Source organism: Massilia sp. PAMC28688 (assembly GCF_019443445.1).
In the GTDB taxonomy this organism is placed as follows: domain Bacteria; phylum Pseudomonadota; class Gammaproteobacteria; order Burkholderiales; family Burkholderiaceae_D; genus Telluria_A.
In genome coordinates this window covers 698282-720253 of sequence record NZ_CP080378.1, presented here as the reverse complement: position 1 = coordinate 720253, position 21972 = coordinate 698282, and the positions used below count along the sequence as shown (strand labels likewise).

Below are 21972 nucleotides of genomic sequence, written 5' to 3'. Positions count from 1 at the left end.
TATTGATGCACAAACCAGACACCCAGGCTCCCCATCACCTGCCCGACCTGCACCTGGCGCAGCGCTGGCACCGGGTGCGGGCCGCGTATCGGCTGGCCAACCGGGCTTCGCATCACGTGCTGGGATTTACCGTCAAGCTGGCGCTGGCCCTGTATTTTCTGTTCGCCATCGTGTTCCTGATGCTGCGCTACGCCATCTTGCCCAACATCGATTATTACAAGCCTGACATCGAGCGCCATGCCAGCCGGGCGCTGGGCAGCCAGGTCTCGATTGCCCGCATTTATGCATCCTGGCAGGGTCTGCGGCCCAACCTGTTCCTGGGCGACGTGATCCTGCGCGATCGGCAGGGCCGCCAGGTGCTGAGCCTGCCGAGCGTGTCGGCCACGCTGTCATGGTGGTCGCTGGTGGCGGCCAAGCCCCGTTTCGACGCCCTGGAAATCATTCGCCCGGACCTGGACGTGCGGCGCGATGCCGCCGGACGGGTGTCGGTGGCCGGCATTGTGCTCGACCCCAAGGGCGGCGACGGCCAGGGGTCGGACTGGCTGCTGAGCCAGCGTGAAGTATCGATCCGGGACGGGCGCATCCGCTGGAGCGACGAGCGGCGCGGGGCGCCCCAGCTGACCCTGGAAAAGGTCGACCTGCTCATGCTCAACCGCTGGAACCACCACCGGCTGGCGCTGCGGGCCACGCCCCCGGCCAGCTTGTCCGGTCCGCTCGACTTGCGGGCTGACTTCAGCCACCCGCATTTCGGGGTGGCGATGTCGGATGTGCGCCAGTGGAGCGGTGAGATGTACGCCGACCTGCGCAATACCGATGTGGCGGCGTGGAAGGCTTATGTGAATTATCCGTTCGAGGTCATCCGCGGCAAGGGTTCGGTGCGGGCCTGGCTGACGCTGGACCGCGCCAAGCTGGCCAGTTTCACCGCCGACCTGCGCCTGGTCGACGTGGCCGCGCGGCTGGGCAAGGATTTGCCGCCGCTGGAACTGACCCGGGTGCAGGGCCGCATGTCGGCCAGTGAAACCTTTGCCAACGGCGCCAATGGCGGCAAGCCGGCCTTTGGCACGTTTGGCCACACCGTGATGCTGAGCGACTTCTCGCTGCAGACCACGGGCGGGCTGGCGCTGGCGCCCACCACCATCGTGGAAGCCTATGTGCCGGCCAAGGGCGCCAAGCCGGAAGAGTTTTACCTGTCGGCGCGCCAGCTTGACCTGGAAACGCTGGCCCGCCTGGCCGGGCAGCTGCCCCTGTCGAGCCCGCAGCGCAGCATGCTGGCCGATTTTGCCCCGCGCGGCCAGCTGTCGGACTTTACGGCCAGCTGGAAAGGGCGCTACCCCGATATCAGCGCCTACCGGATCAAGGGCACGCTCGCTGGCCTGGCCATGCGCCCGCAGCCGGCGCGCCTGGCGCAGGCGCGTACGGCCAGCCGGGCGGCGACGGCTGCGGTGCCAGCCATTCCCGGCTTCGAGAACCTGTCCGGCAGCATCGACGCCAGCGAAAAGGGCGGGCGCGTGGTGCTCGATTCGCGCGCTCTGGTGCTGCATCTGCCGGCCTGGTTTGCCGAGCCGAGCATGCCGTTCGACGACATGAAGCTGCAGGCGCGCTGGAGTTTCGCGCCCCAGGACCAGCTGTTGCTGCACCTGGAGAGCATGCACTTCGTGCAAGGCGCGATCAAGGGTTCGCTCAGCGGCAGGCACCAGATGCCGCTGGTGGCCCAGCCCGGCAAGCCGGCCGGGGTGATTGACATGGCCGGCACTTTTGACGGTGTCCAGCTCGGGCAGCTGGGGCGCCTGCTGCCACTGGCCACGCCCCCCCATCTGGCCGCCTGGCTGACCACGGCCATCGAAGACGGCGTGGTCAATGATGCCACGCTGCGCCTGCGCGGCGACCTGGCGCGCTTTCCCTTTCGCGAGCCAGGCAGCGGCGAATTTCGCGTCGCCGGCCGCATGAGCGGGGCGCGCCTCAATTATGCGCCGGCGCAGTTTGGCGCCGACGGCGTGTCGCCCCAGTGGCCGCTGGCCCATGACATCGAGGGTACGTTTGCGTTCGAGCGCACGCGCATGCAGTTCGAGATCGACTCGGCCCGCTCGCTGGGAGTGACGCTGGCCAAAGTGAAGCTGGCCGTGCCGGACCTGGCCGACCCGAACCGCGTGCTCAGCATCGAGGGCGGCGCCTCCGCTCCCCTGCAGGAATTTTTGCGCTATATCGATGCCAGCCCGGTAGGCACGTGGACCGGGCGCTTCACGGAACAGGTGCGGGCCACGGGGCCGGCGCGCCTGGCGCTGAAAATGCAGTTGCCGCTCACCCACATGAAGGACAGCCGGGTCCAGGGTGCGCTGCAACTGATGAACAACGAGGTGATGCTGTTTCCCGACCTGCCGCCGCTGCACGCGGCAATCGGCAAGCTCGATTTCACGGAGCGCGGTGTGACGCTGTCGGGCATGGGCGCGAGCTTCCTGGGCGGCCCGCTGGCCCTGACGGGCGGCTCTTCACGCGAGGGCGGGGTGCAGATTCGCCTGTCGGGCGCCGTCTCGGCCGAGGGCATTGCCCGCCAATACCCGGGCGCGGCCATGGCGCCGGTGGCCTCGCGCATCAGCGGCGGCGCGCGCTATACGGGCGCCATCACGGTCAGGGATGGCTTGCCGCAGGTGGTGATCGACTCGACCCTGGCCGGTCTGGGGCTGGCATTTCCAGCCCCGCTCAACAAGGCGGCGGCCGAAGCGCTGCCGCTGCACTTTGCCCTTACCGGGCTGCAGGGGTCGGGCGCCGGCACGGCCGAGCCGGTGGCGCGCGATGAAATCCGCATCAACCTGGGCAGCACCATGGCGGCGCGCTACCTGCGCCAGCGGGTGGGCAAGGGTGCCTGGCGCGTCACCAGCGGCGGCCTGGGCGTGAATGCCCCGGCGCCGGAGCCGGAAGAAGGCTTGACCATCAACGCCAACATGAAGCTGCTCAATGTCGACCAGTGGCTCGAGCTGGGCAGCCGCGTCAGCGCCGCTGCCGGGCCCCGGGCCGAGGGCGCGGGAGGCGGGGCCAACATGGCGCAGTACGTGGTGCCGGACGTGATGGCGGCGCGCGCCAGCGAGCTCATCATCCTGGACCGCAAGCTCGACACGGTGGTGGTGGGCGCTTCGCACCAGGCCCGGACCTGGCAAGCCAGTATCGATTCGCGCCAGGTGTCGGGCCACGTGACCTGGAATGAAGGGCCCGCCGGGCAGGGCCTGGGCAAGGTGACGGCGCGCCTGGCCTCGCTCATCATCCCCGAGTCGTCCAAGGCCGGCGTCAAGGATCTCCTGGAAAGCAGCAAGAGTCCGGCGTCGAGCATTCCGGCCCTCGATATCGTGGCCGAGCGCTTCGAGCTGTTCAACAAGCAGCTGGGGCGGCTGGAACTGGCGGCCAACAATGTGCAGGCAGCAGGGGGACGCGAGTGGCGCATCAACCGTTTGCTGCTGGCCAATCCCGACGGCGTCCTGACCAGCACCGGCAAATGGGCCCTGCGCGATGGGGTGAGCAGTACCGGGCTCAATTTCAGCATGGAGATCGAAGACGCGGGGCGCATGCTCGAGCGTTTCGGCTTTCCGGATACGCTCAAGCGCGGCAAGGGCAAGATGACGGGCGACATTGCGTGGAACGGTTTGCCGTATTCGCTGGACATTCCTTCGCTGTCGGGCAAAATTGAGTTGAAGCTCGCCAGCGGCCAGTTCCTCAAGAAGGATCCGGGCGCGGCCAAGCTGCTGGGGGTGCTCAGCCTGCAGATGCTGCCGCGCATTCTCAAGCTTGATTTCCACGATGTGTTTTCCGAAGGGCTGGCCTTTGACGGCATCAGCGCCAATGCCGCCATCACGCGCGGGGTGCTGCGCACGGACAACTTGCGCATGTGGGGCGTGGCGGCAACCGTGCTCATGGATGGCTCGGTGGACATTGCCAATGAGACGGCCAACCTGCATGTGGTGGTGATCCCGGAATTTAACCTCGGCACCGGGCCGCTGGTGTACGCGCTGGCGGTCAATCCGGTGGTGGGGGTGGGCAGCTTCCTGGCCCAGCTGTTCCTGCGCGAGCCGGTGATGCGCGCGCTTACTTACGAAATGCAGGTGACCGGACCGTGGAAGACGCCGGTCGTCACCAAGCTGGCCGGCAAGGGCAGGCCAGCTCCCGTCAAACCGAAGGAGGCCAGCGTTCCATGACGACAGTTGCAGCGGTACAAATGATCAGTTCTCCCCATGTGGAAGACAACCTGGCCACGGCGCGCCGCCTGGTGGCCGAGGCGGCGGCCAACGGCGCGGCCCTGGTCACCCTGCCGGAATACTGGCCCATCATGGGCATGACCGACAGCGACAAGGTGGCCCGTGCCGAGCACCCCGGGCAAGGGCCGATCCAGGATGCCATGGCGCAGATGGCGCGCGAACATGGCGTGTGGCTGATCGGCGGGACCTTGCCGCTGGTGTCGCCGGATGCAAACAAGGTCATGAACACGACCCTGGTATTCGATCCGTCCGGCAAGCCGGTCAGCCGCTACGACAAGATTCACCTGTTTGGCTTCACCAAGGGCAGCGAGCACTACGACGAGGCGCGCACCATCGTCCCGGGCGAGTCGGTGGTCATGTTCGATGCGCCCTTTGGCCGCGTGGGACTGGCCGTGTGCTACGACCTGCGCTTTCCCGAGCTGTTCCGGGCCATGGGCGAGTGCACGCTCATGATCGTCACCGCCGCCTTTACCCATACGACCGGAATGGCGCACTGGGAAGTGCTGCTGCGGGCGCGGGCCATTGAAAACCAGTGTTACGTGCTGGCATCTGCCCAGGGGGGCACCCACGTCAATGGCCGCCGCACCTTTGGCCACAGCATGCTGATCGACCCGTGGGGCGAGGTCAAGGCCGTGCTGGCCGAGGGCGAGGGCGTGGTGAGCGGCCAGATCGATGCCGCCTACCTGGCCCAGGTGCGGGAAAACTTGCCGGCACTCAAGCACCGGAAACTGTAGCAGGCCTTCCCTCGCGCGTGAGAAATTTTTGAATATGGCACAATGCCAGTTCACATCTGAAAGAGCCTGCCCATGAAACCTTTCGAACCGAATCTTTCCTCCCTGGCGGTGGCACGCGAGGTGCTGCTCACGCCGTTTGGCCTCGATGAAGGCAAGCTGCTCAAGACGCTGGGCACCATGTTTACGCACCAGGTGGACTACGCGGATTTGTATTTCCAGTTCACCAAGAGTGAAGGCTGGAGCCTGGAAGAAGGCATTGTCAAGACGGGCAGTTTCAGTATTGACCAGGGCGTGGGCGTGCGCGCCATTTCCGGCGACAAGACGGCGTTTGCCTATTCCGACGAGATTTCGGAAAGCGCGCTGATGGATGCGGCCAGCGCCACGCGCACCATTGCCCGCGCCGGTGCCGGCAGCATCCAGGTCGCCAGCAGCATGCGCGAAGTGGGCGGACGCTCGCTGTACCTGCCCAACGATCCCCTGGCCTCGCTCGACGCGACGGCCAAGGTGCAGTTGCTCGAGCGCGTGGAAAAAATGGCGCGCAAGAAAGACCCGCGCGTGGTGCAGGTCATGGCGGGCCTGGCCGGCGAATACGATGTGGTGCTGGTGGTGCGCAGCGACGGGGTACTGGCGGCGGACATCCGGCCGCTGGTGCGGGTGTCGGTGACGGTGATCGTGGAACAGAATGGCAGGCGCGAAATGGGCTCGTCAGGCGGTGGCGGGCGCTACAGCTATGGCTACTTCAGCGATGAACTGCTGGATAAGTATGCGACCGAAGCGGTCAACACGGCCGTGGTGAACCTGGACGCGCGGCCCGTGCCGGCCGGCCCCATGACCATCGTGCTGGGACCGGGCTGGCCGGGCGTGCTGCTGCACGAAGCCATTGGCCATGGACTGGAAGGCGACTTCAATCGCAAGGGCTCGTCCGCGTTCTCGGGCCGCATCGGCCAGCGCGTGGCCGCCAAGGGCGTGACGGTGGTCGATGACGGCACCCTGTCGGACCGCCGCGGTTCGCTCAATATCGATGACGAAGGCAATCCAACCCAGTGCACCACGCTGATCGAGGATGGCATCCTGAAGGGGTATATCCAGGACACCATGAATGCGCGCCTGATGAACATGCCGGTGACGGGCAATGCACGGCGCGAGTCGTTTGCCCACCTGCCGATGCCGCGCATGACCAATACCTACATGCTGGGCGGTGACAAGGATCCGGAAGAAATCCTGGCCTCGGTCAAGAACGGCTTGTATGCGGTGAACTTCGGCGGCGGCCAGGTCGATATCACGAACGGCAAGTTCGTGTTTTCCGCCACCGAGGCGTACATGATTGAAAACGGCAAGATCAGCTACCCGGTCAAGGGCGCTACCCTGATTGGCAATGGTCCCGATGTGCTCAATCGCGTCTCGATGATTGGCAACGACATGCGCCTCGATTCCGGTGTGGGCGTGTGCGGCAAGGAAGGCCAGAGCGTCCCGGTGGGCGTTGGCCAACCCACCTTGCGGATTGAAGACGTCACGGTGGGCGGAACGGCGTAAGCGCGCCGCGAACAGGAAGGCGCCCGGGTGGCGCCTTTTTCAATGTGCGCCCCGCATGCGCCGCCCTGTGGTGAAGCTCGGCCGCGCTCATGCCACATGCCCCCGCGCGATGCTGCCTAAAACTTGTAGGTCGCCCTGATGTAAAAGGTGCGTCCCAGAGGATCGGTGTAGCGGGGGTCGTATCCCTGCTGGAAGGTGGTGCCCTGGTTGGTATAGGGCGGGTCTTCGTCAAACAGGTTTTTTACGCCAAGCGTCAGCTCCATGCTCCTGTTGCCCGTGTAGGTGCCGGCCAGCGACCACGTGGAATACGGGTCCACCCGCTGCTCGAATGCGGGAGCCACATTGTTCTGGTCGTCGTAGCCGGACATGTAGCGGTTTGCCAGCGTGAGCGTGTACGGTGCCATGTTCCACGCCAGGGTGGCATTGTGGCGCCAGCGAAATACCGGGCGTTCGTCCGCATAGCGGCCCGCATTTTCCGTGAACGGGCCGTTGCGTTCGTTCTGGTAGTCGTATTTGTCCACGTAGGTGCCATCCACGGCCAGCGACATATTGCCGAACTGATTGCGGGGAATGCGCCACAGCAGGCTCAGATCGACACCACGGGTGCGCACTTCGCCGAGGTTGCTCGTTTCCGACAGCACGTAATCGAGCCGCGTGCCAGCTGCATTGTAGAAAAACAGGTGCTGATAGCGCTGGTAATTCTCGAACAGGGTCTGCTCCGCAATGGCGTTGATCTGATCCTTGAGCCGGATATCCCAGAAGTCTGCCGAGGCGGTGACGTTGCGCATGGGTTCCAACACGATGCCGGCCGAGTAGGTGCGCGAGGTTTCCGGCTGCACGTTGGGGTTGCCGCCTTCGCGGATGTTTTGCTGCTGGTCGCACGCCAGGCTGGGGTTGGCGCCCGGTACCGGCGTGCCACCCGGGCACAGCACCGGGTCATCGAAGGGCTGGGCCGTATTGGTGACGGTTTGCGGCCCGTTGATGTCGTACAGGGTGGGCGCGCGGAAGCCTTCGTTGTAGGAGCCGCGCAGCAGCACGCGCGGGGACATTTGCCAGCGCACCGCCACTTTCGGGTTGAAGTTGCCGCCGACGTCAGTGTAATAGTCGTAGCGGCCGGCCAGGTTCACTTCCAGGTCCTTGATGATGGGGACATTGAACTCGGTGAAGATGGCGCGAATGGTGCGGCTGCCGCGCTGGTCCAGGGCATCGGCATAGCCGGAGCTGGAAGCCTGGCTGGCCAGTGCGCGGTCCACGGTGTACGTGGCCTTGTCATGGCGCACTTCTGCACCAATGGCAAACCCGAGCGGGCCGCCAGCCATCTGGCGGATATCGCGGCTGGCCTTGAAATCGATGGCCGAACTGTTGATTTTGCCTTTCAAGAACTCGCCCAGCAGCAGGGAATTTTGCAGCCAGGTCTGGCCGGCTGCAGTCTGTTCGCCAAAGGGATTGAGCAGTCCGGATGCGACCCCGTCGATGATGCGCTGGTCGATCACGTAGCCGCCGGTGAAGTCACTGCGGGCCCGTCCCACTGAATAACTGAGCGCGCTGCTGTAATCCCAGTTGCCAATCATGCCTTCCATACTGGCCAGCAGGCGGTCCGACAGGCTGGTGTCTTCCTGGATGCGCTGGCCCGTGACCAGCGGTCGCCAGCTGATGTCCAGGTCCTGTCCTGCCAGGCCCGGAAAGGCCGGTGTGATGCCGGCGCCGGGATAGAACGGGCCGCTGGCCGTCATGGTCAGGCCGATGCCGGCCAGCGGTGGCGGCGCCACGCGCGACTCATTGATGCTGCGGCTGTGCATGTATTCCACGCTGCCCGTATGGTTGCCACCAAATTTGCGCGTCAAGCGTCCCAAAAATGAGTGCTGGGTGGTGAGGGGGATATTGTCGATGTAGCGCGTGAAGTCGAAGCGGCAGGTCTGGTTGGTGGTGCTGGGTACGGACGCCGGCGGCGCACAGCCCGTGAAGAAACCGGGATTGCCCGATATGCCGGGATCGTCGTCATTGAGCGGGGCGGCGAAAAAGTTGGCGGGGAAGGGCGTGCCGCTCGTTTGCGATACGCCCCGCCCGGGCCGCACGCCGGTGCTGGAAAACGGCCGGTCCACCGAGCGCAGGGCTGACTGGCGATGGTAGTCGGCCACGGCCAGCAGGTTCCAGCCGTCGGTGGCGAGGTCGCCCCAGCCGCCCACCACATTGACGCGCTGCTCATCGCCCCCGCCGGACGCCTGCGGCACAAAGGCCTCCACCGTGGCCGCCATGCCCCGGTACGAGCGCTTGGTGATGAAGTTGACCACGCCGCCAATGGCATCGGTGCCGTAGATGGCGGAAGCGCCGTCGCGCAGCACTTCCACCCGGTCCAGCGCCGCCACGGGAATGATGTTGAGGTCCACCGTGTCGGCAAAGAAGGGGTGGTTGGCCAGGCGCCGGCCGTTGAGCAGCACCAGGGTCGTGTCACCCCCCAGGCCGCGCAGGTCAGCCGTGGTGCGCCCGCCGGTACCGGCCCCCACCGACTGGCTGGCACCGGTGGACGTCTGGTTCATGGGGATGGTGGCCAATACCTCCTGCGCCGTGGCCAGGCCCTGCTTGGCGAAGTCGTCGGCGCGCAGCGAAGTGATGGGCAGCGCGCTTTGCGCGGCCAGGCGCCGGATGGAAGAGCCGGTTATTTCCACGCGCTGCATGGCCGGTTCGGTCTCCTGCTGGGCGATGGCGGGCAGGGCCATGAAAGTGGCGCCCAGCGCCGCGCCGCCGGCAAATAGCGTGCGCAAGGCAAGGTTCAGTCGTTTCTCTGTCATGTCGATGCTCCAGGTCGTTAGGGAAGCGCCCATTGCGGGGGCTTGAGCAATCGAGTTTTGCATTCGCTTCCACGGTCCGGATGATCTGCCTCAAATGCGTCGGCCACGGCGCCCCCTTTGTGGGGAGCCCGCAACCACGGCCTCTTCCGTAGGGCCGGCCTCATCTGGCGGCCCCCTTGCCAGCGTGCAGCAATTCTGTGTTATAGTCGTTTGCACATCTCGGAGCACCCATGTACAGCGCCATTTTTTTTACCTGCTATTTTTACTTTAGCCATTCCAGCCCCAAGGCGGTGGAGTAGCGGCAGGTTCACGTAGCAACGAGATCCAGCAGAATTCCTGAAAAACCGCCAGCGATGGCGGTTTTTTTTTGCCGCATTTTTACATTTTGGAGAACACCATGCCCCGCACCGACGACTTACGCATCCGGGAGATGAAGGAACTGACCCCGCCCTCGCACCTGATCCGCGAGTTTGCCTGCGGCGAAGCAGCCGAGCAGACCGCTGCCGCCGGCCGGGTGGCACTGCACCGTATCCTGCACGGCCAGGACGACCGCCTGATGGTGGTGATCGGCCCGTGCTCGATCCACGATACCAAGGCCGCCATGGAATACGCGCGCCGCCTGGTCGAGCAGCGCCGCCGCTTTGCCGGGGAACTTGAGATCGTGATGCGGGTCTACTTTGAAAAGCCGCGCACCACGGTGGGCTGGAAGGGCTTGATCAACGATCCCTACATGGACAACAGTTTTCGCATCAACGATGGCCTGCGCATGGCGCGCGAGCTGCTGCGCGACATTAACGAACTGGGCCTGCCGGCCGGCACCGAGTTCCTGGACGTGATCAGCCCCCAGTACATTGCCGACCTGATCAGCTGGGGCGCCATCGGTGCCCGCACCACCGAATCCCAGGTGCACCGCGAACTGGCGTCCGGCCTGTCGTGCCCCGTGGGATTCAAGAACGGCACCGACGGTAACATCAAGATTGCGGTGGAAGCGATCAAGGCCGCCTCGCAGCCCCACCACTTCCTGTCCGTCACCAAGGGCGGGCACTCGGCCATCGTATCGACCAATGGCAATGAAGATTGCCACATCATCCTGCGCGGCGGCAAGACACCGAATTACGATGCCGCCAGCGTGGAGCAGGCCTGCCAGCAGATTGCCGCCCAGGGCCTGGCATCGCGCCTCATGATTGACGCGTCGCACGCCAACAGTTCCAAGAAGCCCGAGAACCAGATTCCCGTGTGCGCCGATATTGCCGCCCAGGTGGCCAATGGCGAAGGGCGCATCGTGGGCGTGATGGTGGAGTCGCACCTGGTGGCCGGCCGCCAGGACCTAATCCCCGGCAAGGAACTGGTGTATGGCCAGTCCGTCACCGACGGCTGCATTGACTGGGACAGCAGCGTCAAGGTGCTGGAAAATCTGGCCGATGCCGTGCTGCAGCGGCGCCTGCGTCCGGAATCGTAAGCAGATCAAACAGACCCGGCGCCGCCGGGTTTTTTGTTGCCACCATGCTTGCCCGGCCCCAGCTTTGTGCGCCCGACCTTGCCACAATTAAGGTAAGGTAAGCTCACTTATTGGCAGGGGGAACATGCTCGCTTACATTTTGCGCCGACTCTGGCAAATGGTGCCCACCATGGCAGGTGTCGTGCTGCTGGTGTTCGTCCTGTTTAACTTCGTCGGCGGCGACCCGGCCTATCTGTTGGCCGGGAAAATGTCCAGCGCGCAGGAAATCGACAACATCCGGCGCCAGTTGGGCATGGACCAGCCATGGCATGTGCAGCTGTGGATCTTCGTCAAGCAAATCCTTACCTTTGACTTTGGCAATTCCTGGAGCACGGGCGAGCCGGTGGCGCACATCATGGCGACCCGCCTGGGACCGTCGCTGACCGTGCTGGTGCCGCTGACCATTCTGGAAACCGTGATTGGCGTGGCGCTGGCGCTGGCGCTCGCCTTTGTGCGCGGCTCGCTGACCGACCGCGCCGTGATGGTGCTGTGTACGGTCGGCATGTCGGTCAGCATCCTGGTCTACATTATCGTGTTCCAGTATTTCCTGGCCTACCGCATGGGCCTGTTCCCGGTGCAGGGCTGGGGCGACAGCCTGGCGCGCAACCTGCTGCACTACGCGGCGCTGCCCATCCTGATTGGCCTGGCGGTGTCGCTGGCGCCCACGGTGCGCCTGTACCGCGCCTTCGTGCTCGATGAAGTGAGCCAGGATTATGTGCGTACCGCGCGTGCCAAGGGCCTGTCCGAGCGGCGCGTGATGTGGGTCCATGTGCTGCGCAATGCGGCCATCCCCATCATCACCCACGTCATGGCGAGCCTGCCCGCGCTCTTGATAGGCGCCTTCCTGCTGGAGCGGTTTTTCGGCATTCCCGGCATCGGGCGCGAAGTCATGCTGGCGGTCGAGCGCAGCGACTTTCCGGTCATCAAGGCGATCACGATCTACGTGGCCGCTGCCACCATGCTGTTCAATCTGCTGACCGACCTGCTGTACCAGGCCGTCGATCCGCGCATCAAGCTGGCATGATGGACAGCGCCTCGCACGGCCTCTGGTACCTGGCGTGGCGCCGCCTGCGCGCCGACCGTGTGGCCATGCTTGCCCTGTGCGTCGTGGCCTTGATGCTGGCGCTGGTGGGCCTGTCCGCGGCCGGCCTCGTCGCTGCCGACTGGGAAGAAGAAGTGGCGGTTAATTACGCGCCGCCCACGTTCGCCGCCGGCGCGGCGCTGCGCCAGGGGGCACCGGCGTCCCCACGCGCAGTGCTGCCGAATCGTTTCGATCCGCTGGCCGCCGACATCGCCGCCATCTCGGCCCAGCTGGAAAAGCAGGGCAGGGCGGTGCCGCCCGTGCGGCGCCAGACGCTTGCCTTCGGCGCCGACAAGTGGGGGCACGACATCGTCAAGAAAACCATCAAGGGTGCGCAGACCTCGGTGGTGGTGGGCCTCGCCGCAGCCCTGGTGGCGGTAACGCTGGGTACCTTGTTCGGCGCCCTGGCCGGATACTCGGGCGGCGCGGTGGACGACCTGTTCACCTGGTTCTACAGCGTCTTCACCTCCATTCCCGCGATCCTGATGATCCTGACCGTGGCCGCGGTCCTGCAGCAAAAAGGGGTGGCGACCATTGTGCTGATCCTGGGCCTGACCGGATGGACGGGGCCCTACCGCCTGGTGCGCGCCGAGTACATGAAGCACAAGGCGCGCGAGTATGTGCTGGCGGCGCAGGCCATCGGCGCCTCGCACTGGCGCCGCATGTTTTCCCACATCCTGCCCAATGTCAGCCATGTGGCGCTGGTGCAGCTGTCGATCCTGATCGTCGGCTTCATCAAGGCCGAAGTGATTTTGTCGTTCCTCGGCTTCGGCGTGCCGGTGGGCGTGGTCTCGTGGGGCAGCATGCTCAATGAGGCGCAGCACGAACTCATTCTCGGCAAGTGGTGGCAGCTCGCGGCCGCCGCCGGGTCCATGGCAGTGCTGGTGACTGCCTTCTCCACCCTGACCGATGCGCTGCGCGACGCGCTCGATCCCACACTCAAGTAGGCCGCCATGCTGCTCCACGTTCGCCATCTGCACATCGGCTTCAGGGTCGACAAGACCACCGTGGCGCCGGCGGTCAAGGGCATATCGTTCGACGTGCCGGCCAATGCCACGGTGGCGCTGGTGGGCGAGTCGGGTAGCGGCAAGTCGGTGACCTCGCTCGCCATCATGGATCTGCTGCCGCCGGCAAGCACCGTGATCGGCCCGGGCGCCAGTGTCATGTTCGCCGGGCAGGAGCTGCTGCAGCTCTCGCGCGCCGAGCGCCGGCGCCTGTGCGGCAAGCAGATCGCCATGATTTTCCAGGAGCCGATGTCGTCGCTCAATCCGGTCCTGACGGTTGGCTACCAGATTGGCGAAGTGCTGCGCCGCCACCTGGGCATGAGTGAACGGCAGGCCCGCCAACGCACCCTGGCGCTGCTCGATGAAGTGGGCATTCCCGACCCGGGCCGCAAGGTCGATGCCTATCCCGGCGAGCTGTCGGGCGGCCAGCAGCAGCGCGTGATGATCGCCATGGCCATCGCATGCGAGCCGCAGCTGCTGATCGCGGACGAGCCAACCACGGCGCTCGACGTCACGATCCAGAAGCAGATTGTGGAGCTCCTTGCCAGCCTGCAGAAAAAGCACGGCATGTCGATCCTGTTCATCACCCACGACCTGGCGCTGGTGGGCGATATTGCCGATCACGTGGTGGTGATGCGCCACGGCGAAGTGCGCGAGCAGGGGCCGGCGGCGCAGGTGCTGGGGGCCCCGGCCGATGAATACACCCGCGCGTTGCTGCAGTGCCGCCCGCGCCTGGACCTGCGGCCCATGCGGCTGCCGGTGATTGGCGAAGCGCTGCCCTTGGGTGGCGCACAGCGCGCACGCGGCACGCCCGCCGATGCGGCGCCGCTACTGGTGGTGAAAGGTCTGTCCAAGAGCTTTTTCGTGCGCCAGGGCTGGTTCGGCAGGCGCGAATTGAAGGCCGTGCAGGATGTATCGTTTACGCTGGCGCGCGGCCGAACTCTCGGCATCGTGGGCGAATCCGGTTCGGGCAAGACCACGGTGGGCCTGACGCTGCTGCGCCTGCACCAGGCCAGCGCCGGCACGGCCATGTTCGAAGGGCGCGACCTGCTGTCCATGTCCGAGCGCGAATTCATGCCGTACAAGCGGCGCATCCAGATCATCTTCCAGAATCCCTATGCTTCGCTCAACCCGCGCTTCACGGTGGGCCAGATCCTGCTCGAACCGATGCGCATCCACGCCATCGGCAGCGGCGATGGCGAGCGGCTGGCCATGGCAAGAACGCTGCTTGACAAGGTAGGGTTGCCCGCTGCCGCGCTGCAGCGCTACCCGCATGAATTCTCGGGCGGCCAGCGCCAGCGCATCGCCATTGCGCGCTGCCTGACCATGCGGCCGGAGATCCTGGTGTGCGACGAATCTGTATCCGCGCTCGACGTGTCGGTGCAGGCGCAGGTGCTCAACCTGCTGCAAGACCTGCAGGACGAATACGGCATGAGCTACCTCTTCATCTCGCACGACCTGGCGGTGGTCAGGTACATGGCCGACGAAGTGATGGTGATGCACCAGGGCGCAGTGGTCGAGGTGGCGCAGTCTGACCAGCTGTACCGCCAGCCGCGCCACCCCTACACCCGGGCCCTGCTCGGGGCGATCCCCGGATTTGGGCTAAGATGAACGGATGCCCAACCTGACCGAACTGCTGCAGCTGTATGGTGTCTTGATCGTCTTTGCCATCGTGCTGGTGGAGCAGGGCGGCCTGCCCATTCCCGCGTTTCCGATCCTGATCGTGTCCGGCGCGCTGGCCATGTCCGGCGGCATCAGTCCGCTTGCCTGCGTGGGCGTGGCGGTGCTGGCGTGCCTGATCGCCGACCTGTTCTGGTTTCACGCCGGGCGCTTCTACGGCACCCGCATCCTTCGCCTGCTGTGCAAGATTTCCCTGTCCCCGGACTCCTGTGTCAGCCAGACGGAAGACAAGTTCGCCCGCTTCGGCGTCAAGGCACTGATCGTGTCCAAGTTCATCCCTGGCTTTAATATCGTCGCCGCGCCGATGTCGGGCGCCCTTGGCGTCAGCAAGCCCCGCTTTCTTGCCTTTAGCGGGAGCGGCAGCGTGCTGTGGAGCAGTACTGGCGTGGCTCTGGGCGCACTGTTTCACAAGAGCGTGGACCGGGTGCTGACTTTCCTGAGCGCCATGGGCACCACCGCGGTGCTGGGCCTGGCAGCCTTGCTGGGCATCTTCGTGCTCTACAAGTATCTCGAACGGCGCCGGGTGCGCCGCGCCATGGCCATCGCGCGCATCGGCGTGCCGGAGCTGCTTTCCCTGATCGCGGCAGGGCATGAACCGCTCATCATCGATGCCCGTAGCGCCACCGCACGCCAGCTGGAGGAGGCCATTCCCGGCGCCGCCTTCTTCGACAGCTGCGAGGCCGACGGCATGCTGGTCGGTGTCGACAAGGAGCGCCACATCGTGGTCTATTGCAGCTGTCCCAATGATGTCACGGCGGCCCAGGTGGCCAAGCAGTTCCTGGCGCACGGCTTCCATCGGGCGCGGCCCCTGCAAGGGGGGCTGGATGCATGGAAAGCGCACCACAATAGTGCGCAGTGAGGAGGTAGGGTAGCCAGACTACTGATGTGATTTTCGGTCTCTCTGCGGTGATTTCACGTGGCAAACCGTATTTTTGTACTTAAACTACAAAAGTGCTTGCCTATACGAGCCGCTATCTATTAAGCTTGGCTGGTTTCCTGATCACATGCCGCCATGACTTCATCGACCGCCGCCGCCGCTTTGCCACCCTCCAGCGCTTTCCACGCGCACGGCCCACGCCTGCTGGCCGATATTGGCGGTACCAATGCCCGCTTTGCGCTTGAATTTGCAGCCGGCCGGTTTGAAGCGATCGAGGTGCTGGCCTGCGACGACTACCCGACCATCGCCGCCGCCCTCCAGGCCTATCTGGCGCTGCCCGCCGTGCAGGCGCAGCTCACGCTGCCCTTGCGGCACGCCGCCCTGGCCATTGCCAACCCGATCACGGGCGACACGGTGCGCATGACCAATCATCACTGGGAGTTTTCCATCGAGGCGCTGCGCCAGGCGTGCGGCTTCGCCACGCTGGTCGTGGCCAACGACTTTACTGCCCTTGCGCGCGCCTTGCCGCACCTGGCCGACGACCAGAAGGTGCAGGTTGGCGGCGGCGCGCCGGTGCCCAATACCCCGCTGGGCCTGGTCGGTGCCGGTACCGGGCTGGGCGTATCCGGCCTGATCCCCTGCAAGTCAAGCTGGACAGCGCTGCTCAGCGAGGGTGGCCATGTGACGTTTTCCCCGGCCAATGAGCTGGAGGTGGCGATCCTGACCTACGCCTGGCGTGAGTTTGACCATGTCTCGGCCGAGCGCTTCCTGTCCGGTGACGGTATCGTGCTGCTGTACCGCGCCATTGCCAGTCACGAAGGCGTGGCGGACGAGGGCCTGGACGCGCCCGAAATCTCGCGCCGCGCGCTGGCCGGCGAATCGCCCCTGTGCATGCGCGCAATCGATACGTTTTGCGGCATGCTCGGCACCGTGGCGGGCAACCTGGCCATCACCCTGGGCGCCCAGGGCGGCATCTATATAGGCGGCGGCATCGTGCCGCGGCTGGGCGACTACTTTGCCCGCTCGCCGTTTCGCGCCCGCTTCGAGCACAAGGGCCGCTTCGTCCACTACCTGTCGCAGGTGCCGACCTATATCATTACTGCCAAATACCCGGCGTTTGTGGGGGTGTCGGCCATCCTGGCCGAGAAGCTGGCCGATCAGCAGGGGTCTTGAGCCGGGCTGCCAGTAAGGCCGTTTCTCCCTTTGCCTGTTTTATCAGGTACAATGACGACAGTTGACCTCAACGAAGCTCTTCGTTCGCCCTGCCGCCTGGCGTGGTGAATCGGGGTTTTGCTTGAAAATCAACGGCTTGGCAGCTGGGCGTGCCGATTCGCTGGCGTCGCCGGCCGCTTGTGAGCGGGTTCGGATCCCGCCACGGTAACATTCCCGCCCAGCGCGCATCGTCCGGGCGACGGATTCCAGTTTCAACGTGTTGTGTGCATGCCGGCGTCGTTTTGGACGCCGCTGCCATTCGTTGATTGGTTTTTACATGTAGGTCCGCACACGACATCTTATGAATACTGATGAGGCCAAGCGAGTCCTCGAAACCGCTTTGCTCTGCGCGCGCGAGCCGCTCTCGATCCACAGCCTGAAAAAGCTGTTTGTCGACGTGGACGACAACGGCAAGCCGATGGGTGTCGGCGTCGGTGGCGACACGATCAAGATCATGCTGGAACAATTGCGGCAGGACTGGCAAGACCGCGGCATCGAAGTGGTGAGCCTGGCCACCGGCTGGCGCTTCCAGAGCCGCCCTGAAATGAAGCAGTACCTGGACCGCCTGAGTCCTGAAAAACCGCAGAAATATTCGCGGGCAACGCTGGAAACACTGGCCATCATCGCCTACCGTCAGCCTGTCACCCGTGGCGACATCGAAGAAATCCGCGGCGTGACGGTCAATTCGCAGACGATCAAGATGCTGGAAGACCGCGGCTGGATCGATGTCATCGGCCACCGTGAAGTGATCGGGCGGCCGGCTTTGCTGGGTACCACCAAGCAGTTCCTCGACGATCTGGGCTTGAATTCGCTGTCCCAGCTGCCGCCCTTGCAGCAAATCAGCGAAATGCAAAGCGGCCTCGAAATGGAAGCGCTGGAGGCGGCATTGCAGGAAAATTTTGACAAGGCTGCGGCCCAGGCAGACGCTGACGCAGCTGCGCCGGCACCGCCGGAGGCGGCGTCCGCCCCACCCGAACCAGTAGTAGAAGTATCAGAAGCAGCAATACCAGAGGTAGAAGTACCTACACCCGACCCTGCGCCAGAAACATCGGTTGACGCTGCGCCAGGTCAGCACAACCAAGAAACGAACAATGAATCCAACTAAACCGACAGAGACAAGCGCCGCCGACGTGGCCGGCCAGGACGAGGCAGCCGCCAAGCCAAAGCGCCGCACCAGGGCGCAGACCGCGCAGCCAGGCGACGCTCCCGCAGGGGACAGCGGCGCCGCCGAAGCGCCTGCCGCGGCCAGGCCAAAACGCGCCGCGAAAAAAACCGTCGCCGAAGGCGAGGCGCCTTCTGCTGGTGCCGAGCCCGCAGCCCCGAAAAAGCCGCGCGCACGCAAGGCCGCGCCGGCCGAAGGCGAACAGGCCGCAGCAGAGGGCGCTGTGACGCCTGAAGCGCCGGCCCGCAAGCCGCGCGCTCCCAAGGTCGCCCCGGTGCAGACCGATGGCGCGCCGGCTGCGGCGCGGGCCGATGCACCGGTGGCAGCACCGGTGCCAGGGCCGGACGCTGCCCCGGCAGTGGCCGGCGGCGAGCAGCAGCCACGCCAGGAGCGCGGTTCGCGCGTGCCGCGTGGTCCGCGCCAGATGCGCGAGCAGCGCGGCATGCGGGAAGCACGCAAGCAGGAGCGTCCTGAAGGCGACGCGCCGGTAGTGGCAGAAGGTGCCCCCGCCGAGCAGGCCGCCCGTCCGGAGCGCGGTCCACGTCCCGAGCGCAGCGCCGAGCAGCGCAACCGCCCCAAGAAGAACAAGAAGGGCAATCCCGGCCTGCAGCATCACAAGAAGGGCGGCCAGTCCGACGCCGATGCGGCGTTTTCTTTCGTGACGTCGGATGCTTTTGACGCCAACGACGGCGGCCGCGCCGGCCCGCAAAAGGCCGTGCGCCGCGACCTGACTTCCGACGACGACGCGCCCAAGCTGCACAAGGTGCTGGCCGAAGCGGGCCTCGGTTCGCGCCGCGACATGGAAGACCTGATCATTGCCGGCCGTGTCTCGGTCAATGGCGAACCGGCCCACATCGGCCAGCGCATCCTGCCAAGCGACGCGGTACGCATCAACGGCAAGCTGATTCACCGCAAGGTCTCGAGCAAGCCGCCGCGCGTGCTGGTGTACCACAAGCCGGCCGGCGAAATCGTCAGCCACGATGATCCGGAAGGCCGTCCGTCGGTATTTGACGGCCTGCCCACCATGAAGGCGGGCAAATGGCTGGCCGTGGGCCGCCTCGACTTCAATACCGAGGGCCTGCTGCTGTTTACCACTTCCGGTGACCTGGCCAACCGCCTGATGCACCCGCGTTACAACATCGACCGCGAATATGCCGTGCGTACCCTGGGCGAGCTGGAAGAAGGCATGCGCCAGAAGCTGCTGGCCGGGGTGGAGCTCGACGACGGCATGGCCAACTTCACCAAGATCGCCGATGGCGGCGGTGAAGGCGTCAACAAATGGTACCGCGTGGTCATTGGCGAGGGCCGCAATCGCGAAGTGCGGCGCATGTTCGAGGCCGTCGGCCTGACCGTGTCGCGCCTGATCCGCACCCGCTACGGCGCCATGACGCTGCCAAGTGGCTTGAAGCGCGGCCGCTGGGAAGAGATGGAAGAAAATACCGTGCGTGACCTGCTGGCCGCTTTCGGTGTCGAGAAAAAGGGTGCGGGCAAGAGCGCCGGCAAGGATGCACGCGGCGCCGGCCCCCGCCCCGCCCGTCCCGACGAAGACAAGCGCGCCGACGGCAACCGCATCGACCGCGTGGACGCCAATCGCAACGCCGACCCGTTCGGCCCCCCGCAAGGCCGCGGCGGCGCCGCGCGCGGCAAGGGCCCGCGCGGTCCCGGTATGGGCGGCGGTGGTGGCATGAGCGGTCCTGGAGGCCAGCGTTCCGGCCGTCCGGGCGGCAAGCCAGCCGGCCCGCGCCAGCCTGACCCGCTGCAGACCACCTTCGGTTTCGGCAATGCCGGTGGCAGCCGCCGCCCGCAGGGGCCGCGCGTGTCCGACAGTGGCATGCCGCGCCGTGGTCGACGCGGTTAATTGCCGAGGGGTAAAAGCAAGCGTTTGTTCGCTTGCTTTTGCCTTAAAGTAAAGTGTTGTTTGCCTGTCATTCTGGCGTATCGGATTGCGCGTCGATGGCATAACGCGTTATAATCTGCAGCCTGATAAAGTTTCGAGCAGCCTGAGTCTGCTTCAAACGCTTCATCTGGTTTCAGAATATAGAAGATGGGCAGATGCCCATTTTTTTTTTGGTAAATCGTTTTTGGAGAATGTGTTTGCAGCAGTTTGATTTGATCGCCAAGACAGTCAGTGGCCTGGGCTACGAACTCGTTGATGTCGAACGGGGCGAGCGCGGGATTTTGCGCGTATACATCGATTTCACTGCTGCCGACGCGGCCGAAAAAGGCCCGATCACTGTCGAAGACTGCGCCACCGTCAGCCACCAGCTGTCGCATGTGCTGACGGTCGAAAACGTGAATTATGAGCGGCTCGAGATTTCGTCGCCGGGGCTGGATCGCCCGGTGCGCACATTGTCCGACTTTGCACGCTTCGAGGGTTGCGAATGCACCGTCAAGCTCAAGGTGGCAATGCCCGGTTCTGCGAACCGGAAAACCTTCACGGGCATCTTGCAGGCCCCGCAAGGCGACAATCTCGCATTGGAATTTGAAAGTAAGGATGGTCCGGCGCTGTTGGAATTTACGCTCGCCGACTTGGATAAGGCACGCCTGGTGCCGCAAGTGGATTTTAAGGGACGCAAAGCATGAGCCGCGAAGTTTTATTATTGGTTGACGCGCTGGCGCGCGAAAAAAATGTCGATAAAGATGTCGTCTTCGGGGCGCTCGAATTCGCACTCGCGCAAGCGACGAAGAAGCGCTACGAGGGCGAGGTCGACATTCGCGTCTCGATTGACCGCGACTCGGGCGAGTTCGAGTCTTTCCGCCGCTGGCACGTGGTGCCGGACGAAGCCGGCCTGCAGCTGCCAGACCAGGAAATCCTGCACTTCGAAGCCAAGGAGACCATTCCTGACATCGAAGTGGACGAGTACATCGAAGAGCCGATCGAGTCGGTGGAATTTGGCCGCCGCTTCGCGCAGGACACCAAGCAGGTAGTGCTGCAGCGTGTGCGCGACGCCGAGCGCGAACAGATCCTGGTCGATTTCCTCGAGCGCGGCGACTCGCTCGTGACCGGCACCATCAAGCGCATGGAGCGTGGCGACGCGATTGTCGAATCGGGCAAGATCGAAGCACGCCTGCCGCGTGACCAGATGATCCCGAAAGAGAACCTGCGTATCGGCGACCGTGTGCGTGCCTTCATCCTGCGCATCGACCGCAACATGCGCGGCCCGCAGGTGATCCTGTCGCGCACCGCGCCTGAATTCATCATGAAGCTGTTCGAGCTGGAAGTGCCGGAAATCGAGCAGGGCCTGCTGGAAATCAAATCGGCTGCCCGTGACGCCGGCGTGCGCGCCAAGATCGCCGTCTACACGGCGGACAAGCGCATCGATCCGATCGGCACCTGCGTGGGCATGCGTGGTTCGCGCGTGCAGGCCGTGACCGGTGAGCTGGGCGGCGAACGGGTCGACATCGTGCTGTGGTCGGACGACCCGGCGCAGTTCGTGATCGGCGCCCTGGCCCCGGCCAATGTCTCGTCGATCATGGTCGACGAAGAAAAGCATGCGATGGATGTCGTCGTCGATGAAGAGAACCTGGCCATCGCGATCGGCCGTTCAGGCCAGAACGTGCGCCTGGCCGCCGAGCTGACCGGCTGGAAGATCAACATCATGACGGCCGAAGAATCGGAAAACAAATCGGCGCTGGAAACGGCTGCCGTACGTGCCCTGTTCATGGAAAAGCTGGACGTCGACCAGGAAGTGGCCGACATCCTGGTGGAAGAAGGATTCGCCAGCCTGGAAGAAATCGCCTATGTGCCGATTTCGGAAATGCTCGACATCGAATCGTTCGACGAAGACACCGTCAACGAACTGCGTACCCGCGCCCGCGACGCCCTGGTGACCGAAGCTATCGCCTCGGAAGAAGGCCTGGAAGGCATGGACGAGGCGCTGGTGAACCTGGAAGGCATGGACCGCACTACCGCGGGCAAGCTTGGCCTGGCCGGCATCAAGAGTGTGGAAGCGTTTTCCGCCCTGGCTTACGACGAATTTGGCGCCATTTTGGCCCTGTCGACCGAGCGTGCCCGCGAACTGATTCAAAATGAGTTTAATGACGTGACCGACGACGAGATGAAGCTGGTCGACTCGAAGTATGACGAGCGTGCCAAGGCGTTGCAGGCGAAAGCCTGGAGCCTGGCGGAACTGGCCAAGGCTTAATTTGAGTATCTTTATC

14 protein-coding genes are annotated in these 21972 nt (G+C 64.7%); 13 read left to right on the top strand and 1 reads right to left on the bottom strand.

Translation table 11 applies throughout. The features are described from left to right. Positions 1–5 precede the first annotated feature (5 nt). From KY495_RS03190 to tldD, 3 genes are all read left to right on the top strand, one after another. On the top strand, positions 6–4181 hold the full coding sequence (locus KY495_RS03190) for a YhdP family protein (RefSeq protein ID WP_219882319.1): 4176 nt from the start codon (positions 6–8) through the stop codon (positions 4179–4181). After that, complete coding sequence (locus KY495_RS03185; RefSeq protein ID WP_219882318.1) at positions 4178–4975, top strand: carbon-nitrogen hydrolase family protein; 798 nt, start codon at positions 4178–4180, stop codon at positions 4973–4975. The genes KY495_RS03190 and KY495_RS03185 overlap by 4 nt, the downstream gene beginning before the upstream one ends. Before the next feature lie 72 nt (positions 4976–5047). Continuing rightward, positions 5048–6508, top strand: coding sequence for a metalloprotease TldD (gene tldD / locus KY495_RS03180; RefSeq protein WP_219882317.1), 1461 nt, complete (start codon positions 5048–5050; stop codon positions 6506–6508). Positions 6509–6624: 116 nt separating this feature from the next. On the opposite strand, the gene KY495_RS03175 is transcribed toward tldD, so the two are convergent. After that, entirely contained in the window at positions 6625–9297 is a 2673-nt protein-coding gene (locus KY495_RS03175; protein WP_219882316.1) for a TonB-dependent receptor, read from the bottom strand. Positions 9298–9694: 397 nt separating this feature from the next. Here KY495_RS03175 and aroG point away from each other — a divergent pair, with 397 nt between their 5' ends. The 10 genes from aroG (at position 9695) to nusA (ending at position 21956) form a co-directional block, all read left to right on the top strand. Then, the gene (aroG, locus tag KY495_RS03170) at positions 9695–10756 is read left to right on the top strand and encodes a 3-deoxy-7-phosphoheptulonate synthase AroG (protein WP_219882315.1); all 1062 of its coding nucleotides are present in this window, start codon (positions 9695–9697) and stop codon (positions 10754–10756) included. Between the two features lie 124 nt (positions 10757–10880). Further along, positions 10881–11819 carry an ABC transporter permease gene (locus KY495_RS03165; RefSeq protein WP_219882314.1) on the top strand — a complete coding sequence of 313 codons (939 nt, stop codon included), beginning with the start codon at positions 10881–10883 and terminating at the stop codon, positions 11817–11819. Further along, the gene (locus KY495_RS03160; protein WP_374040986.1) at positions 11816–12823 is read left to right on the top strand and encodes an ABC transporter permease; all 1008 of its coding nucleotides are present in this window, start codon (positions 11816–11818) and stop codon (positions 12821–12823) included. The genes KY495_RS03165 and KY495_RS03160 overlap by 4 nt, the downstream gene beginning before the upstream one ends. 6 nt (positions 12824–12829) lie before the next feature. Beyond that, positions 12830–14491, top strand: a complete 1662-nt coding sequence (locus tag KY495_RS03155; protein WP_219882313.1) for an ABC transporter ATP-binding protein — start codon at positions 12830–12832, stop codon at positions 14489–14491. Positions 14492–14495: 4 nt separating this feature from the next. Beyond that, on the top strand, positions 14496–15419 hold the full coding sequence (locus tag KY495_RS03150; protein WP_219882312.1) for a DedA family protein/thiosulfate sulfurtransferase GlpE: 924 nt from the start codon (positions 14496–14498) through the stop codon (positions 15417–15419). A gap of 153 nt (positions 15420–15572) precedes the next feature. Further along, positions 15573–16610, top strand: a complete 1038-nt coding sequence (locus KY495_RS03145) for a glucokinase (RefSeq protein ID WP_219882311.1) — start codon at positions 15573–15575, stop codon at positions 16608–16610. A 340-nt stretch (positions 16611–16950) separates the two neighbouring features. Next, positions 16951–17754, top strand: coding sequence for an SMC-Scp complex subunit ScpB (gene scpB / locus KY495_RS03140; protein WP_219882310.1), 804 nt, complete (start codon positions 16951–16953; stop codon positions 17752–17754). Continuing rightward, positions 17741–19669 carry a 23S rRNA pseudouridine(2605) synthase RluB gene (gene rluB / locus KY495_RS03135; protein ID WP_219882309.1) on the top strand — a complete coding sequence of 643 codons (1929 nt, stop codon included), beginning with the start codon at positions 17741–17743 and terminating at the stop codon, positions 19667–19669. Before scpB ends, rluB begins: the two co-directional genes overlap by 14 nt. Positions 19670–19899: 230 nt before the next feature. Continuing rightward, the gene (rimP, locus tag KY495_RS03130; RefSeq protein WP_374041006.1) at positions 19900–20394 is read left to right on the top strand and encodes a ribosome maturation factor RimP; all 495 of its coding nucleotides are present in this window, start codon (positions 19900–19902) and stop codon (positions 20392–20394) included. Continuing rightward, positions 20391–21956, top strand: a complete 1566-nt coding sequence (gene nusA / locus KY495_RS03125; RefSeq protein WP_219882307.1) for a transcription termination factor NusA — start codon at positions 20391–20393, stop codon at positions 21954–21956. Before rimP ends, nusA begins: the two co-directional genes overlap by 4 nt. Positions 21957–21972 lie beyond the last annotated feature (16 nt).

Excerpts from the sequence above, each read along its gene's own strand:
- aroG (WP_219882315.1), top strand. The coding sequence starts at position 9,695 with ATGCCCCGCACCGACGACTTACGCATCCGGGAGATGAAGGAACTGACC.
- nusA (WP_219882307.1), top strand. The coding sequence starts at position 20,391 with ATGAGCCGCGAAGTTTTATTATTGGTTGACGCGCTGGCGCGCGAAAAA.
- scpB (WP_219882310.1), top strand. The coding sequence starts at position 16,951 with ATGAATACTGATGAGGCCAAGCGAGTCCTCGAAACCGCTTTGCTCTGC.
- KY495_RS03185 (WP_219882318.1), top strand. The coding sequence starts at position 4,178 with ATGACGACAGTTGCAGCGGTACAAATGATCAGTTCTCCCCATGTGGAA.
- tldD (WP_219882317.1), top strand. The coding sequence starts at position 5,048 with ATGAAACCTTTCGAACCGAATCTTTCCTCCCTGGCGGTGGCACGCGAG.
- KY495_RS03175 (WP_219882316.1), bottom strand. The coding sequence starts at position 9,297 with ATGACAGAGAAACGACTGAACCTTGCCTTGCGCACGCTATTTGCCGGC.
- rluB (WP_219882309.1), top strand. The coding sequence starts at position 17,741 with ATGAATCCAACTAAACCGACAGAGACAAGCGCCGCCGACGTGGCCGGC.
- KY495_RS03155 (WP_219882313.1), top strand. The coding sequence starts at position 12,830 with ATGCTGCTCCACGTTCGCCATCTGCACATCGGCTTCAGGGTCGACAAG.
- KY495_RS03160 (WP_374040986.1), top strand. The coding sequence starts at position 11,816 with ATGATGGACAGCGCCTCGCACGGCCTCTGGTACCTGGCGTGGCGCCGC.
- KY495_RS03145 (WP_219882311.1), top strand. The coding sequence starts at position 15,573 with ATGACTTCATCGACCGCCGCCGCCGCTTTGCCACCCTCCAGCGCTTTC.
- KY495_RS03165 (WP_219882314.1), top strand. The coding sequence starts at position 10,881 with ATGCTCGCTTACATTTTGCGCCGACTCTGGCAAATGGTGCCCACCATG.
- KY495_RS03190 (WP_219882319.1), top strand. The coding sequence starts at position 6 with ATGCACAAACCAGACACCCAGGCTCCCCATCACCTGCCCGACCTGCAC.
- KY495_RS03150 (WP_219882312.1), top strand. The coding sequence starts at position 14,496 with ATGCCCAACCTGACCGAACTGCTGCAGCTGTATGGTGTCTTGATCGTC.
- rimP (WP_374041006.1), top strand. The coding sequence starts at position 19,900 with ATGTGTTTGCAGCAGTTTGATTTGATCGCCAAGACAGTCAGTGGCCTG.